General features: G+C 63.2%; 4 protein-coding genes and 1 pseudogene. 3 read left to right on the forward strand and 2 right to left on the reverse strand.

Annotated elements, in window-relative coordinates:
- Positions 1-190: 190 nt before the first annotated feature.
- Positions 191-7,966, reverse strand: a pseudogene (locus A5625_RS09020) (amino acid adenylation domain-containing protein); the annotation flags it as partial.
- A 44-nt stretch (positions 7,967-8,010) separates the two neighbouring features.
- A complete protein-coding gene (locus A5625_RS09025) occupies positions 8,011-8,241 on the reverse strand; it encodes an MbtH family protein (RefSeq protein WP_066991786.1) in 231 nt (76 codons plus the stop codon).
- A gap of 885 nt (positions 8,242-9,126) precedes the next feature.
- On the opposite strand from A5625_RS09025, the gene A5625_RS09030 reads away from it, so the two are divergent.
- From A5625_RS09030 to A5625_RS09040, 3 genes are all read left to right on the forward strand, one after another.
- Positions 9,127-9,546 carry an MmpS family protein gene (locus tag A5625_RS09030; RefSeq protein ID WP_066991820.1) on the forward strand — a complete coding sequence of 140 codons (420 nt, stop codon included), beginning with the start codon at positions 9,127-9,129 and terminating at the stop codon, positions 9,544-9,546.
- Entirely contained in the window at positions 9,543-12,437 is a 2,895-nt protein-coding gene (locus A5625_RS09035; RefSeq protein ID WP_066991789.1) for an RND family transporter, read from the forward strand. Before A5625_RS09030 ends, A5625_RS09035 begins: the two co-directional genes overlap by 4 nt.
- Before the next feature lie 88 nt (positions 12,438-12,525).
- Entirely contained in the window at positions 12,526-15,441 is a 2,916-nt protein-coding gene (locus A5625_RS09040; protein WP_066991792.1) for an RND family transporter, read from the forward strand.
- Positions 15,442-15,590 lie beyond the last annotated feature (149 nt).

Below are 15,590 nucleotides of genomic sequence, written 5' to 3' on the forward strand. Positions count from 1 at the left end.
CGTGCCGGTGGTGCTGCAGGCGCTGCTGGATCGGCACGCCATGTTGCGGATGCGCGTGGAGGACGACGGCGTCGGCGGCTGGTCCCTCGACGTGCCCGAGGCGGGCTCAATACAGGCCGGCGACTGCCTGGAGTCGGTCGACGTGTTGTCCGAAGCGGCACTGGTCGACGCCCGGTCGCGGCTGAATCTCGCCGACGCCGTCGTCCTCCACGCGCATCCGCAACATGGCGTGCCGATCCAGCAGCGCCTGCAGCACCACCGGCACGTCGTCGAAGGTGACCTTCGCGGGCGCGGCCAGCACCATCGTCTGGTTGAACTGTTCGACCGGGCCGTCCATGTTCTGCAGCCACTGCATGATCGGGGTGGCCACCACCGGCCCAAGCCCCTCGTCGATCACGTCGTCGTCGCCGCTGGCCACTGTGGCAACGCGCGCCAGCCGGGCCACTGTCTGCTCGACGAACACGTCGCGGGGGCGGCACACCACGCCGGCCGCTCGGGCACGGGCCACCACCTGCATCGACAGGATGCTGTCCCCACCCAGGTCAAAGAAGGAGTCGTCCACGCCGACCCGCTCCACACCCAGCACCTGGGCGTAGATGTCGGCCAGGATCTCCTCGATGGCGCTCACCGGAGCCCGGTAACGGTCGGTGTCCTGGTATTCCGGCGACGGCAGGGCGCGGGTGTCCAGCTTCCCGTTGACCGTCAACGGCAGCGCATCCAGCACCACCACGGCCGACGGAACCATGTAGCCCGGCAACCGCTCGCCGAGCTGGGCTCGAACCTCGGCCGGATCGGCCGTCCCAGTCACATAGCCCACCAGACGCTTGTCGCCCGGACGGTCTTCACGGGCGATCACCGCCGCGTGCTCGACCCCCGACAGCGAGGCCAGTGCGGCCTGGATTTCGCCGAGTTCGATGCGGTAGCCGCGGATCTTGACCTGCTCGTCGGCGCGGCCCACGTATTGCAGCTGCCCGTCGGCGCCCCAGCGGACCAGGTCGCCGGTGCGATACATCCGCGCGCCGGGAGCCCCGTACGGGCAGGCCACAAACCGCGTCGCCGACAGCCCGGGCCGACCCACATATCCGGTGGCCAAACCGCCTCCGGCGACGTACAACTCACCGACCACGCCGGCGGGAACCGGGCGCAGCCAGCCATCGAGTACGAAGAAGGCGAGGTTTGCCAACGGCACCCCGATGGGGCTGACATTGCTGTCGACGTCATCGTCGACGATCTCGCGGAACGAGGCGTGCACCGTCGTCTCGGTGATGCCATACATGTTGACCATGCGGGGCAAGCCGGGGTGGCCCCGCAGCCACGTGGCCAAGCGGTGTGGCTCCAACGCCTCACCACCGAAGACCACCGTCTGCAACTTCAGCTGCTCGCCCAACTCCGGTGCCAACGCATCGGCACTCTGCAACGCATAAAACGCCGACGGCGTCTGACTCAACACGCTTACCTGCTCACGGACCAGCAGCGCGTGCAAATCTTCGGCCGAGCGCACCACGGCATCCGGTACCACCACTAGGCGGCCGCCATACAGCAGTGATCCGAAGACCTCCCATACAGAGAAGTCAAACGCCAGCGAATGACATTGGGTCCACACCTGGCCTAACCCCAGCTGAGCATCCAGTGTCTCCAGCAACAACGTCACGTTCTGATGCGGGATCGCCACGCCCTTCGGGGTTCCGGTGGTGCCCGAGGTGTAGATGATGTAGGCGATGTTCTCCGCTGCCGGCACCGGCAGCGCGGTGGTGGGCTGGTTGTGCAGCGCGGGGTCGTCGATGTCGATGATCAGGCCGCTGAACCCGTCCAGCCGCGACCTGACCTCGGCGGTGGTCACCGCCGCGACCGGCGCCGCATCGCCGAGCACGAACTCCAACCGCGCCGCCGGCACACCCGGGTCGATCGGCACATACGCCGCCCCCGTCTTGAGCACCGCGAAGATGGCCATCACCGCTTCGGCCGACCTCGGGATCACCACCGCCACCCGTTGACCCGGACCGGCACCCTGCTCCACCAGCAAGTGCGCCAACCGGTTTGCCGACTCTTCGACCTCGCGGTAGGTCCAGGACCGCTCGCCGCAGGTGATCGCCACCGCGTCGCCGGCGCGCGCCACTTGCGCGGCGAACAACGCCGGAATCGACGCCTGCCCGCGCGGCCGACGCACCAGCACCGCCCGGTTGCCCCAGGCGTCGAGCCGTTGGTGCTCGGCGACGTCGAGCAGATCGATCGATGAAAGCCGTTGTGCGGGTTCGGCGGTCATGGCCGACAGCACCTGGCGCAACCGCTCGATCAGCGTCTCGATGCCGGACCCGTCGAAGACCTCGGTGTCGTACTCGACACGCAGGCTCAGTTCGTGTCCCGGCGTGGCCACCACCGACAGCGGGTAATGGTTGAATTCGCGGCTGCTGAACTCGGTGACGGCTAACTCGTGAACGCCCAGCAACGCCCCGGCGTCGATCGGGTAGTTCTCGTAGAGGAACAGGGTGTCGAACAGTTGGTCGTGCCCGGTGATGCGGTGAATCTCGTTGAGCGCCAAGTGTTCATGTTCAAGAGTTTCGGCGTGGACGCGTTGCAGCTGCTCGAGCAGGTCGGCGACGGTGGTCGCGGCGGTGATGTTGGCCCGAACCGGCACGGTGTTGATCAGCAAACCGACCATGGCGTCGGCGTTGGCCAGTTCGGTGGGCCGGCCCGAGACCGCCGTACCGAAGGCGACGTCATGCTGACCGGTCAGCCAGGTCAACAGTTGCGCCCAGGCACCCTGCAGCACGGTGCTGACCGTGGTGCGGCTGGAGCGGGCTAGTTCGCTCAGCGCGCGCGTGGTGTCGGCCGAAACCGTATAGGTGGCAACGGCGCGGCGTCCGATCTTGCCCGGCGGCGCCACCAGGGTGGGGGCTTCGAATCCGTCCAGCGCCTCACGCCAGGCCGCTTGCGCGCCGGCTCGATCCTGAGCGGCCAGCCACATCAGGTAGCTGCGATAGGACGGGGGTGCGGGCAGCCGCTCCCCGTAGTAACCGGCGAACACCTCGCGCATCAGCACCGGCAGTGACCAGCCGTCGATGACGATGTGGTGGATGGTGAGCACGAAACGGTGCCGGTCGGGTGCGGTGCGGATCAAGGCGGCCCGGAACGCGGGCTGGCCGGCCAGGTCGCAGACGGCGGCACGTTCGGCGGCCGACAGTTGCTCGACATGTGCGTCGGTGTCCCCGCCGTCCAACTCGACGTAGTTCCACGCCATCACCGGCTGCGCCGGGATGATTTGCACCGGCTCCCCGAACTCGTCGACGAAACGGGCCGCCAGGTTGGGATGGCGGTTGACCACGGTCTGCACCGCCTCGCGCAGCCGTTGCGGGTCCAGCGCACCGTTTACGGTGATGCCGAGCTGCACGGCATAGAGGTCTTCGAGTTCCTGCGCGAAGCTGGTGTGGAAGAGCAGCCCCTGCTGGACGGGGCTGAGCGGCAGCACATCGGCGATCTGGTGCTGCCGGCAAAGCTCGTCGATCTGCTGCTGGTCCAGCCGCGCGGGTGCGATATCGGACGGGGTGAGCCCGCCGCCACCGCTGCGCACGTGCGCGCAGATACCGGCCAGGGCCTCAAACCACAACTGGCTCAACCGGTTTACTTGCTCGTCGGTCAGCGCTGAAGGCGCCCAACGCCAGTTTGCGTGCAGGTGCGGTCCGGCCTCGGTGTCCATAGTGCCGGCGTTGAGTTCCACGGTGTGCGCCAACGGCATCGCCACCGCGGTCGCCACCGCGGCCGACGACAGGCTGTCTTCGCTGACGCGCCACAAGTCATCGGAAAGGTCGGCTCCCGCAGCCAACCGGCCCAGGTAGTTGAACCCGATCACCGGATCGTCGCCCTGCAGGTCGACTTCGGTGTTCAGGTAACGCAATAGCCCGTAGGTCAGTCCATCTGGCAGGGCGCGCAGTTGCTCCTTGGCGTCCTTGATCACCGCACCCAGTGCGGCTTCACCGGAGACCACCTGCGACCAGTTCAACGCAGCGTTAATCTTCAGCGCCACTGGGTATTTGGTGGTGAACCATCCCACCGTGCGGGACAGATCCACGTGTGCGGCCACCGCTTCGTGACGCCCGTGCCCTTCCACGTCGAGACCGATCGGTGCGGCATCGCCCAAGAATTCGGTGAACGCCAAACCGAACGCGATCAGCAGAATGTCTTGCACGCCAGCGTGAAACGCCGCAGGCACCTCTCCCAGCAGCATCCGGGTGGTGTCGACATCCAGCGACGCCGACAGCTGTCCGGCCGTCGCATACGTGTCGCCGGACTGGACCGCCGGCAACGCCGCCGGGGTCGCGGCCACCTGCCGCCACGCGTCGGCCTGCGCGACCACCGCCGGATTCTGCGCGTAGTCGGCCAGCAGCGACGACCACCGGGCGAAGGAGGTGCCGGGCACCGGCAAGTCCACCGGCTGGGCGTTGTGGTGCTGCGCCCAGGCGATGTTGAGGTCCTCGATCAGGGTTCGCCACGACACACCGTCGACGGCCAGGTGGTGAATGACCAAGGCCAATTGGCTTGTCGCAGTTGCCCATACCGCGCTCAACAGCAGCCCGTCGCCGACATTGAGCCGCGAGCGAGCCTCGAGGAGTGCCGCGTCGGACAAGGCGTCGACGGTGCGCACACAATCACCGGCCTGCACCGAACCAACCTCTGGCGTCTCGAGCGACCAGCCGCCGGCGCCGTCGTCCTGCACGCGCAACCGCAACATGGGATGGCGATCCAGCAACGCCTGCAGCACCACCACCACGTCGGCTTCGCTCACGCCGGCCGGAGCGGCCAGCACCATGGTCTGGTTGAACTCGTCGATCGGGCCGTCAATGGTCTGCAGCCACCGCATGATCGGGGTGGCCACGACGGGCCCAATCCCCTCGTCGGCCGCGCCGAGCTCACCGTCAGCCGCCACCTCGGACACTCGCGCCAACCGGGCCACCGTCTGCTCCACGAACACATCGCGCGGGCGGCAGATCAGGCCGGCCGCGCGGGCACGGGCCACCACCTGCATCGACAGGATGCTGTCCCCACCCAGGTCGAAGAAGGAGTCGTCCACGCCGACCCGCTCCACACCCAGCACCTGGGCGTAGATGTCGGCCAGGATCTCCTCGATCGCATCGCCCGGGGCGCGGTATTCGCCCGCCGCGTATTCGGGCGAGGGCAGCGAGCGCTTGTCGAGCTTGCCGTTACCGGTCAACGGCAGGGCGTCCAAGACCAGCACCGCGGTCGGGACCATGTAGGGCGGAAGCTTGTCGGCCAGCGCGGCGCGCAGCGCCGCCGGGTCGGCGGTTCCGGTGATGTAGCCGACCAGCCGCTTGTCGCCGGGACGGTCCTCGCGGGCGATCACCGCGGCCTGGTCTACTCCGTCCAGGCCGGCTAAAACCGCTTGGATTTCGCCGAGTTCGATGCGGTAGCCGCGGATCTTGACCTGCTCGTCGGCGCGGCCTAGATACTGCAGCTGCCCGTCAGGGCCCCAGCACACCAGGTCGCCGGTGCGGTACATCCGCGCCCCCGGACCGCCGAACGGGTTGGCCACAAAGCGCGATGCCGTCAGCCCGGGCCGGCGCACGTAGCCGTGCGCGACGCCGCGGCCCGCGAGGTACAACTCGCCGACCACACCGGCGGGCACCGGCTGAAGCCACTTGTCGAGCACGAACATCGCCGCACCGGCTATCGGTGAGCCGATGGGCACCACCGGAGATCCGGGCGTCAGCGGTGTGCTGATCGACGCACACACCGTGTTCTCGGTGGGGCCATACGCATCGAGCATCACCCGACCGGGCGCGGCCCACCGATCGACGATGTCGGTCGGGCAGGCTTCGCCGGCTACCACCAACGCGGTGGACTCCAGGTTGTCGGGCGACAGCATCGCCACGGCGGACGGGGTCTGGGTCAGCACGCTGACCTTCTCGGCGACCAGCAAGGCGTGCAGATCTTCCGGGGAGGCTGCTACGGCTTCGGGCACCACCACCAGCCGCCTGCCGCGGAGCAGGGCGCCGAAGATCTCCCATACCGAGAAGTCGAAGGCCGAGGAGTGGCATTGCGTCCACACGTTCCCCTTGGGCAAGCCGGCGTCGAGTGACTCGATCAGCCAAGTGACGTTGAGATGAGGGATCGCAACGCCCTTGGGAGTCCCGGTGGTTCCGGAGGTGTAGATGATGTACGCGGTGTTCTGTGGTGCCGGCAGCGGCAGAGCGGTGCTGGGCTGGGTGTCGATGGCCGGGTCGTGCACGTCGACGACCAAGACGTCATGGCCGTCCAACCGCGAGCGGAGGTCCGCCGTGGTGACCACCGCACTGGGTGCGGCATCGTCGAGCACGAAATCCATCCGCGACGACGCGTGCGCCGGGTCGATCGGCACATACGCCGCCCCTGTTTTGAGCACCGCCAGCATCGAGACGATGGCGTCGGCGCACCGGGGGAACAGCACCGCCACGCAGTCCCCCGGGCCTACCCCATGGCTGGCGAGCAGATGGCCCAATCGGGTGGAGGTCTCGTCGAGTTCCGCGTAGGTCATGGAGCGATCGCCGTATCTCACGGCCACCGCCTCCGGCGTGCGCTGCACGTGTTCGGCAAACGCCGCGGGGATCGACACCGGGGCCGGCACGGGCTCGTGCAGTGCCGGCCTGTTGCTCCACTCGTCGATGCGGGCCGGCTCGTCGGGCACCAGCAGATCGATGGATGACAGCGCCCGGTCCGGGTCGGCGGTCATCTCTTCGAGGATTTGCTGCAACCGGCCCGCCAGGTCGGCGACGCCGAAGCTTGCGAACGGCTGTCCGGGGCCCGCGGTGCTCAGGAACAGCTGATCGCCGGCACCCAGGAAGAACAGACCGAAGTGCCCGACCGGGCCGTGATTCGTGTATGACGCCGTCGCCGGGGAACCGGCGAGGTCCAGCGTCAGCCGCGATGGGATGAAGTTGATGCCAACCCGGGTCGGCGCTTGCCGCGCCCCGTCGCCCTGCAGGGTGTGCACCGGAAAGCGTTGGTGCTGCAACAGTTCGCGGATTCGCTTGTCGACGTGCTTGCAAAAGTCACCGACTGTGGTCTGCGGTGCAGATTCCAGTACCAGCGGCACGACGCCGGCAAGCATCGCGGGAAGGGTCTTGGACTCGGGACGCACTCGTCGGCTGACCGGAAAATCCAGCGCGACCTCGGATCCACTGCCCGACCATCCGCGTACCAACAGCGCGCAGGCTGCGGTGGTGACCGAAAACCGGCGGATGGCCAGCTTTTTGGACAGCTCCTTGATCCGGTTAGCAACCGAGGGATCGAGCTGCACCGACGCGGACGGCGAGTAGTGGTCGCGCTCGCCCGCAGCGGTCGGCAACCGATCGACCGGTCCGCTCTCCGGCGGAAGGTGGGTGCTCCAATAGGCCTGGTCTTCGAGGTAGTCGTTGGAGGCTTCGTACTCCGCCTCGAGATCAACCAAATCCTGCGCCGAGCCAAAATACGGATCCGGAATCGGGGTGCCCGCGACAATTGCCGTGTAAATGGTGGCAAGCCGGCGACAGACCAAGGCCATACCCAGCCCGTCGACGGCGATGTGGTGACAGCAACCGAACAAATAGAATTCCTCGTGCTGAGTTTGAAATAGCACGAATTTGAACAGTTGGCCGTTCAACGCCATCGGTGTGCGCTGGATGGCGGAAGCCATTCGGCGCACTTCCTCAACGGGCTCAGGCGAACTCGTCAGGTCACGAAAGTCCAGCTCGACGTTGGGGTAGTCAATGGGCCTTTGGACGACCTGGCCGTCCTCCTCGAAGAACGAGACCCTGCCCGGTTCGGCTTCGGCGACCGCTTGACCCAGAGCCTGCTGGAGCGCGTCAAAGTGAACGGGGCCATCGATTCTCGCTAGCAGACCGAGCTGCCACTGAGTGCCGACGAAACCGGCTTCCTGTGACAACCAGATGTCGAGCTGACCGCGCGTTAACGGAAGTGCCCGGTCACCATGCTCCATCGACTCCCCCAAGACTCCACCCACCCGCCCAATACCCCGGCTAATTACTGGTCAAAACCCCGGCCCGTTGCGAGCTTGTCGCGCAAGCTTTTTGGGCGAATGTCGGGCCAGTGCTGCTCGATGTACTCCAAGCACGCCGGGCGGTCAGCCTCCCCGTAAACCACTCGCCATCCCGCAGGAACATCGGCGAAGGCCGGCCACAAGCTGTGTTGCTCCTCGTCGTTGACCAAGACGAAAAAGCTGCCGTTGTCGTCGTCGAACGGATTGATGCTCACAATTCTCCAGGTAGGTAGTGGACACGAGTGGAACAAGTCCAAACAACCATAGTTGAGCCCCTGGGCGCACGCCCGAAGTTTGGACAAAGTTTCCGTCGTGGCCAAGGAGGCTGGTGACCCCATCCAGTGATGGGACTGCAACGAGGGCCCGACGCCCCGTTTTCACTGCAGTGACCTGCGGCAATTGCATTACTGCGGGATTCCGCATATTGCGCAGGACAACCCTCAGGCCGATGAAGTTTTTGTGCTTCTCAACGGGCAGTTTAGCCGACCTCCAGGCCGGGCGAAAATCGTGTGGAGGCGATCCTGGGAGACTGCTGGCAAGGTCGCCTTCGCTGCTCCCTCGAGTGACACACTGAGTCTTGCTGTGCTTAGGTAAGTGGGCGACCTTAAGAAGCAAGAGCGAGCGGCGATGGTTCGGTGCTCGGCTATACGCTGTTTACGCAACGGTATGCATTACGATCCCGTATCGCGTTGCCAAAGCACTGATATGGAAGCAATCGGCATGGTTTACTCATCAAGATCTGGTCGCGCTCCCCGGGGGGCGGGGCTCGCGTGAGGTGAACGAAGCACGACTAGTCTGCGTGGTGCACTGAAGCGAAGCGCCGCGGTCTGGCGTATCGCGACCGACGAATAGACCGATGTGTAAATGCATGTTCGAGCGCAAAGGACGGCGCGGGCGTGGACACTGAAGGGGGTCTGGTGGTCGAACCCGATGTGCGGGCCCGTCTCGCCAACACCAGCGTGGAAGGACAAGACGTTAACCAACCGTCCGGCCGCCGACGTGGTTTCCCCGGCATTGCTCGCCGATCTCCCCCTGAACCCACGCAACAGAGTGGCCGTCAGAGAATTCGTCGCAAGCGAGGATCTGGAATCTTAGGGATCCTGGGCCGGCTGTGGATCCCGCTGGTTATCGTCGCCGTGGTCGTTGCCGGGGGAATGACCGTCTCGCGGTTGCACGGTGTCTTCGGCTCGGAGAAGCGGCCTTCGTACGCCGACACTCGGCAACAGGACACCAAACCTTTCAACCCCAAGCACGTGAAGTACGAAATCTTCGGCCCGCCAGGAGCGATGGCCGACATCAGCTACTTCGACGCCAACGGCGAGCCGCAGCACATCAACGGCATAGAGCTGCCCTGGAGCTTCGATATCTCGACGACGCTGCCGTCAATCGTGGGAAACGTGGTGGCACAGGGCAATAGCGACAGCCTCGGTTGCCGGATCCTGGTGGACGACGTCGTCAAAGCCGAGAGGGTTTCTCACGAAATGAATGCCTTCACCTACTGCGTCCTGACCGCCACATGAGCATCCAGGAACCGGAGACCCACCAGCAGCCCGCGCGACCCCGCGTGGCGCGGATCCTCCACCGCTTGTCCGTTCCCGTTATCTTGGGCTGGCTCGGGATTGCCGTTCTCATCAGCATCGCCGTCCCTTCGCTGGAGCAGGTTGAGAAAGAGCATGCGGTATCGCTAAGCCCCCTCGGTGCGCCGTCGTTCAAGGCCATGGAGCGCTTGGGGCAGGACTTCAAAGAGACCAATACCGGCGCTTTGGCGATGATCCTGCTGGAGGGTCAGCAGCAGCTCGGCGACGATGCCCACAAGTATTACGAGCGCTTGGTTCGACTTCTGGAAGCCGATCACGCCCATGTGCAGCACGTCCAGGATTTTTGGGGCGACCCGCTTACCCGCGGCGCCGCGCAAAGCCAAGACGGTAAGGCCGCATATGTTCAGGTGAACCTCAATGGCGAACAAGGGGCTGCCGCGGGTGATGCATCCGTAGCAGTTGTTCGAAAGCTCGTGCAGGAGGCTTCGCCCCCGCCCGGACTCAAGGTCTATGTCACCGGGCCGGCAGCCATCGTCGCGGACATGAACACCTCCGGTCAGAAGACCGTCATGCTGGTTACCTTAGCCAGCCTGGGCGTGATCACACTGACGTTGCTGCTCGTCTACCGGTCGATCGTCACGGTCATTCTTTTGTTGCTGATCGTTGGCCTGGAATTGCAGATCGCCCGCGGAATGGTCGCGCTACTCGGTCATTTAGGCCTGGTCGGTCTCACCACTTTCGCGGTTAACTTGCTGGTCGCCGCCGTCATCGCGACGGGAACCGACTACGGCATTTTCTTCGTCGGCCGATATCAAGAGGCACGGTATTCAGGTGAGAGTCGAGAAGAGGCCTTCTACACCACGTTCAACGGGGTCGCCAAGGTTGTCCTGGCCTCGGGCTTGACAATCGCCGGCGCGGTGCTCTGCCTCAGCTTCACCCGACTCCCCTTTTTCCAACCACTAGGTATTCCCTGTGCCGTGGGCATTGCGGTGGCGGTGTTCATCGCGCTGACGTTGGTACCGGCGCTGCTGGCTGCCGGAGCCCGGTTCGGTTTGTTCGACCCGCGGCGAGCGCTCTCGACCCACAGGTGGCGACGGATCGGCACCGCGATCGTCCGATGGCCGGCGCCTATCCTCATTGCCTCATTGGCTGTTGCGTTGGTCGGTCTATTGGCCTTGCCGAATTATCGGCCGAGCTACGATGACCAGAAATTCATTCCGTCAAGCATCCCCGCCAATGTGGGGTTTGCGGCCGCCGCGCGGCATTTTCCCGGCCAGCGAATGCAGATGCCCGAGATCTTGCTGGTCGAGACTGATCATGATTTGCGCAATCCGACGGATATGCTAGTGATCAATAAACTCGCCAAGGGTGTTCTTGCGGTTCCGGGAATTGCCACAGTTCAGACCGTAACCCGTCCTGAGGGCACGCCGCTGCAACACACGACGATCCCATGGATCATCAGCATGTCTCAGGCAAGCCAGATGCAGAACATGGCATTCCAAAAAGACCGCATGGACGACATGCTCACCCAGGCCAACGAGCTGGCAAAAATGATCGGTCTGATGCAGCACATGCTGGGCCTGATGAAAGAGCTCGTCGCCACGACTCATCATATGGTCGGCACGACGCATGAAATGCAGGATATTACGCAAGATTTGCGAGACAAAGTCTCGGATTTCGAGGATTTCTGGCGCCCAATCCGCAGCTACTTCTACTGGGAGAAGCACTGCTACGACATTCCGATCTGCTTTTCGCTGAGATCCATATTCGATGCGATCGACGGCGTTGACGAGGTCACCGACAAACTGGGCGACCTGGTGAAAGACCTCGATCAGCTGGATGCGATCCTGCCTGAGTTGGTCATGCAGATCCCCCCGATGATCGAAACCATGTCGGGCATGCGCAGCATGATGCTGACGATGCACAGCACCATGTCCGGCGTCATGGGTCAGATGGATTCGAGCGCCAAAGATCCGAGCGCTATGGGGCAGGCTTTCGATGCCTCCAAGAACGACGATTCTTTTTACCTCCCGCCGGGGATCATCAACGGCTCCGACTCTTTCAAACGGGTCGAGAAGGTGTTCATGTCGCCGGACGGGAAGGATTTCCGTCTGCTCATCTCACAACGGGGCGACCCGGCTACCCCCGAGGCCCTCTCGCGGGTGGAACAAATCAAGACGGCGGCAGAAGAATCGCTCAAAGGAACCCCTCTCGAAAACGCCAAGATCTATCTGACCGGCACTGCGGCAATCACCAAAGATTTGGTGGACGGAGCTAAATTCGACCTCTTGATGGCCTGCGTATCTGCGATCTGCCTCATTTTCATCATCATGCTGATCATGACGCGGAGCTTTATTGGCGCCATGGTTATCGTCGGCACAGTTTTGCTCTCACTCGGCGCGTCCTTCGGGATGTCCATCCTGGTCTGGCAATACCTGCTCGGCTTGCAACTGCACTGGACGGTGCTTTCCACCTCGGTGATCGTGCTGTTGGCGGTGGGGTCTGACTACAACTTGTTGCTGGTCTCTCGTATGAAGGAGGAATTAGGCGCCGGGATCCATACGGGCATCATTCGTGCCATGGGCGGTACCGGGAAGGTCGTGACGAACGCCGGTCTGGTGTTCGCGTTCACCATGGGATCGATGGTGGTCAGCGACCTGCGCAGCATCGCCCAGCTGGGCACGACGATCGGCTTGGGCCTGCTGTTCGACACCTTGGTTGTGCGTGCGTTCATGACGCCGGCCGTCGCCGCATTGTTGGGACGCTGGTTCTGGTGGCCGCAGCGAGTACGGCCCCGCCCCGCCAGCACCATGCTGCGTACCACAGGACCCCGTCCGTTGGTTCGTTCATTGCTCCTGAAGCAGCCGCAATAAGTGGCGGCTTCCACTTCAGGATGGGAACAGCAACCGTGGGGAACACCGTGTGCCAGGGCAATACCGTCGCATTTCTGCTGAGGGCCGCATGACGACGCAGCTCTCTAAGCCGTCCGCCTTCGCGCGCACCGTCCGTCGCCTTTCTGTGCTCATCGCCCTCGGGTGGGTGGCGCTCACCCTGCTGGTGACTTTCGGAGTGCCACGGCTGGAGATAGTGGGTCAGCAGCACTCTGTGCCATTGGCCCCTCAAGATGCGCCGGCAGTCCAGGCCATGCAGCGGATGGGCAGGGACTTCAAAGAGTCCGATTCGGACAGCTTCGCGATGCTGGTTCTCGAAGGGCAACAGCAGCTGGGTGACCAGGCGCATGCCTATTACGACAAACTGGTTCGTGAATTAAGAAGCGACTCGAAGCACGTCGAGCACGTGCAGGACTTGTGGGGAGATCGCCTCACCGCGGCGGGCGCGCAAAGCCCGGATAGCAAAGCCGTCTACGTGCAGTTGAACCTGGCCGGTAATCAAGGCACGACGCTGGGCCAGGAATCCGTGGCGGCGGTCCGCGATATCATCGCGCGGACACCACCGCCCCCCGGAATCACGGCCTACGTCACCGGTCCGGCAGCGCTGATGTCCGATATGCAGATCGCTGGTGACCGCTCCATTCTGAAAATGACGATGATCGGCGCCTTGATCATCTTCATCGTGCTGATGTTCGTCTACCGCTCGATCATCACGGTCGTTTTGTTGTTGCTCACGGTCGGCATCGAAGTATTTGCCGCACGAGGTGTCATCGCCTTTATCGGCGACCACAACCTCATTTCACTGTCGACGTTTGCGGTCAACTTGCTGGTGGCCCTGGCAATGGCCGCTGGAACCGACTATGCGATCTTCTTCTTCGGCCGCTATCAAGAGGCGCGCCAGGCCGGCGAGGACCGGGAAAAGGCGTACTTCACGACCTACCGGAGCGTCGCTCCGGTGGTCTTGGGTTCCGGTTTGACAATCGCCGGAGCAATGTTGTGCCTGAGCTTCACCCGCATGCCGATCTTCCAGACAATCGGCGTTCCGTGTTCTATAGGCATGCTCGTTTCGGTGCTGATCGCCCTGACGCTGGTTCCGGCGGTTATCACCCTCGGAAGTGGCTTCGGGTTATTCGACCCGAAGCGCGCCATCGGATTCGGCCGGTGGCGCCGGATCGGCACGGCGATCGTCCGCTGGCCCGCCCCCATTCTGTGCGCGACGGTCGCGTTCGCGTTGGTCGGCCTGGCGACATTGCCCGGCTACAAGACGAGCTACAACAACCGCCCCTACATGCCCGAAGACATCCCCGCCAACGTGGGGTACGCGGCGGCCGATCGGCATTTCACGCAGTCGCGAATGATGCCCGAAATTCTGATGATCGAGTCCGACCACGACATGCGGAACCCGGCAGACTTCCTGCTCCTGCATAAGCTCGCCAAGGGGGTCTTTGGAGTTCATGGAATTTCTCGTGTGCAGGGTATAACGCGGCCCGAGGGAACACCGATCCAACACACGTCGATTCCGTTCCTACTCAGCATGCAGCAAGCGATGATGAGTCAGGACATCCAATACATGAAGGCCCGCATGGACGACATGCTCGTCCAAGCGGACATGATGGCCAAACAGATCGAGATCATGAAGCGCATCTATTCACTGCAGAAGCAGATGACTGATATTACCCATGATTCGATCACCAAGACCCATGAGATGGCAGAAGTTCTTGCCGATTTAAATGGCAAAATGGCCGATTTCGAGGATTTCTGGCGTCCACTCCGCAGCTATTTTTACTGGGAAAAGCATTGCTACGACATTCCGATATGCTGGTCATTGAGGAACATATTCGAGACGCTCGACGGCGTCGATACACTCAGCGACAAAATCCAATATCTCCTCCATGATCTCGATCATATGGACCAGCTGATGCCGCAGCTGCTCGAGCAGTACCCCCCGATGATCGCGATGTCGGAAGACATGCGGAACATGATGATTACCAACCACAGCACTATGTCCGGGATCATCGGCCAGATGGATAGCAACAATAACGACGCCACCGCCATGGGAGAGGCGTTCGACCAATCCAAGAATGACGACTCGTTCTATCTGCCGCCCGACATTTTCGACAATCCGGACTTCAAAAAGGCAATGAGCCAATTCTTGTCGCCGGACGGGAAGGCCGCTCGCCTCATCATTTCGCATCGGGGCGATCCGGCGTCGCCTGAAGCCCTGGATCGAATCGGCAAGATCAGGACGGCGGCAGAAGAAGCGTTGAAGAACACGCCGCTGGAAAATGCCAAGATCTACCTCGCCGGTACCGCATCGACCTTCAAGGACTTCCAGGACGGCTCCACCTACGACCTCTTCATCGCGGGCGTCGGTGCTCTTTGTCTGATCTTCATCATCATGCTCATCCTGACGCGAAGTTTTATTGCCGCCCTTGTCATTGTGGGCACGGTAACGCTGTCGCTGGGCTCCTCGTTCGGCTTGTCGGTGCTGATCTGGCAATACATCTTCGGCATCAAGCTGTACTGGATGGTGCTCCCGATGTCTGTGATCGTCTTGTTGGCCGTCGGGTCGGACTACAACCTGCTCCTGGTGTCCCGTATGAAAGAGGAAATAGCCGGCGGCATCAATACGGGCATCATTCGTGCGATGGGCGGCACCGGTAAAGTCGTGACAAATGCGGGTCTGGTGTTCGCATTCACCATGGCATCGATGGTGGTCAGCGACTTGCGCATCATCGGCCAGGTCGGTACCACCATCGGTCTGGGTCTGATCTTCGACACCCTGATCGTGCGCTCGTTCATGACGCCGACCGTCGCCGCGCTGCTCGGGCGCTGGTTCTGGTGGCCGCAATTGGTTCGGCCACGACCGGCCAGCCCGCTGCTTCGCTCCAAAGGAACGCGCCATTCGGTACGAACCTTGCTACACGAAGACGACGACGCAGACGCCGACACAGCCGAAATTCCGGTCGCCAGGCCGACCGTCTAGTTGGTGCTCGTCGTTTGCCATTGCCCGGGTAGTCAGGCGGTCAACGCCCTCCGCGAAAACGCGGCGAGACAGATTGGACGCCAATGATTTCGCCCCGCACATTCGGAACTCCCCCGCTGCGAACAGATTTGGGGCACAACCACCGAGGA

The sequence above is a fragment of the Mycobacterium sp. 1465703.0 genome, assembly GCF_001672975.1.
GTDB lineage: Bacteria > Actinomycetota > Actinomycetes > Mycobacteriales > Mycobacteriaceae > Mycobacterium.